Origin of the sequence: Bariatricus sp. SGI.161, assembly GCF_050313695.1 — a bacterium.
Taxonomy (GTDB): Bacteria; Bacillota; Clostridia; order Lachnospirales; family Lachnospiraceae; genus JAFBIX01.
The window spans coordinates 1-1,116 of record NZ_JBNPLX010000076.1 but is presented as its reverse complement, the minus strand read 5'-3'; the positions used below and the strand labels follow the sequence as shown (position 1 = coordinate 1,116).

Here is a 1,116-nt window from a genome sequence, read left to right as displayed (position 1 = left end):
AACAGACAGATTTGTACAACAAGCCATTGCACAGGTACTAACACCAATCTATGAGGAACAATTCCATGACCACAGTTATGGATTCAGACCGAATAGGTGTGCACAGCAAGCAATCCTAACAGCACTTGATATGATGAATGATGGCAATGATTGGATTGTAGACATTGACTTGGAAAAGTTCTTTGACACAGTGAATCATGACAAGCTGATGACCTTAATTGGAAGAACAATCAAGGATGGAGATGTCATCTCCATTGTGAGAAAGTATCTTGTCAGTGGAATTATGATTGATGATGAGTATGAAGACTCTGTAATAGGAACACCGCAAGGAGGAAATCTTTCTCCGCTATTAGCGAATATCATGCTCAATGAACTTGACAAAGAAATGGAAAAGCGAGGGCTCAATTTCGTGCGATATGCGGATGACTGTATCATTATGGTTGGAAGTGAAATGTCTGCAAATCGAGTAATGAGAAATATTTCTCGATTTATTGAGGAGAAACTAGGGCTTAAAGTCAACATGACAAAAAGTAAAGTGGATAGACCGCAAGGACTCAAATACCTTGGATTTGGATTCTATTTTGATTCAAGAGCACACCAATATAAGGCGAAACCACATGCAAAATCAGTTGAGAAGTTAAAGAAGAGGATGAAGGAACTCACCTGTCGTAGCTGGGGTGTAAGCAACAGCTACAAAGTGGAGAAAATCAATCAACTTATCAGAGGGTGGGTTAACTACTTCAAGATAGGAAGTATGAAACATCTGTGCAGAGAAATGGATAAACATATCCGATTCAGACTTCGAATGTGTATATGGAAACAATGGAAAACACCACAAAACAGGGCAAAGAATTTAATGAAACTAGGCGTGCCCCAATGGGCGGCAAAGCGAACATCCTATGCTAAAGGGTTCGCAAGAGTATGTCGAGGTTCAGATGTAAGCCAAGCTATAAGCAATAAGAGACTAACCTCATTCGGATTAGTCTCAATGTTAGATTACTACACCGAAAGGTGTGTTACTTGTTAAGTTGATTGAACCGCCGTGTACCGAACGGTACGCACGGTGGTGTGAGAGGTCGGAATTTCTCAATCAAGAGAAATTCCTCCTACTCGATT

1 protein-coding gene is annotated in these 1,116 nt (G+C 40.4%); it reads left to right on the top strand.

Features of this window, described 5'->3' with window-relative positions:
- Positions 1–1,027, top strand: a 1,027-nt coding sequence (gene ltrA / locus ACQRBH_RS17215) for a group II intron reverse transcriptase/maturase (protein ID WP_427762680.1), incomplete at its 5' end; no start/stop codon positions are given.
- Positions 1,028–1,116 lie beyond the last annotated feature (89 nt).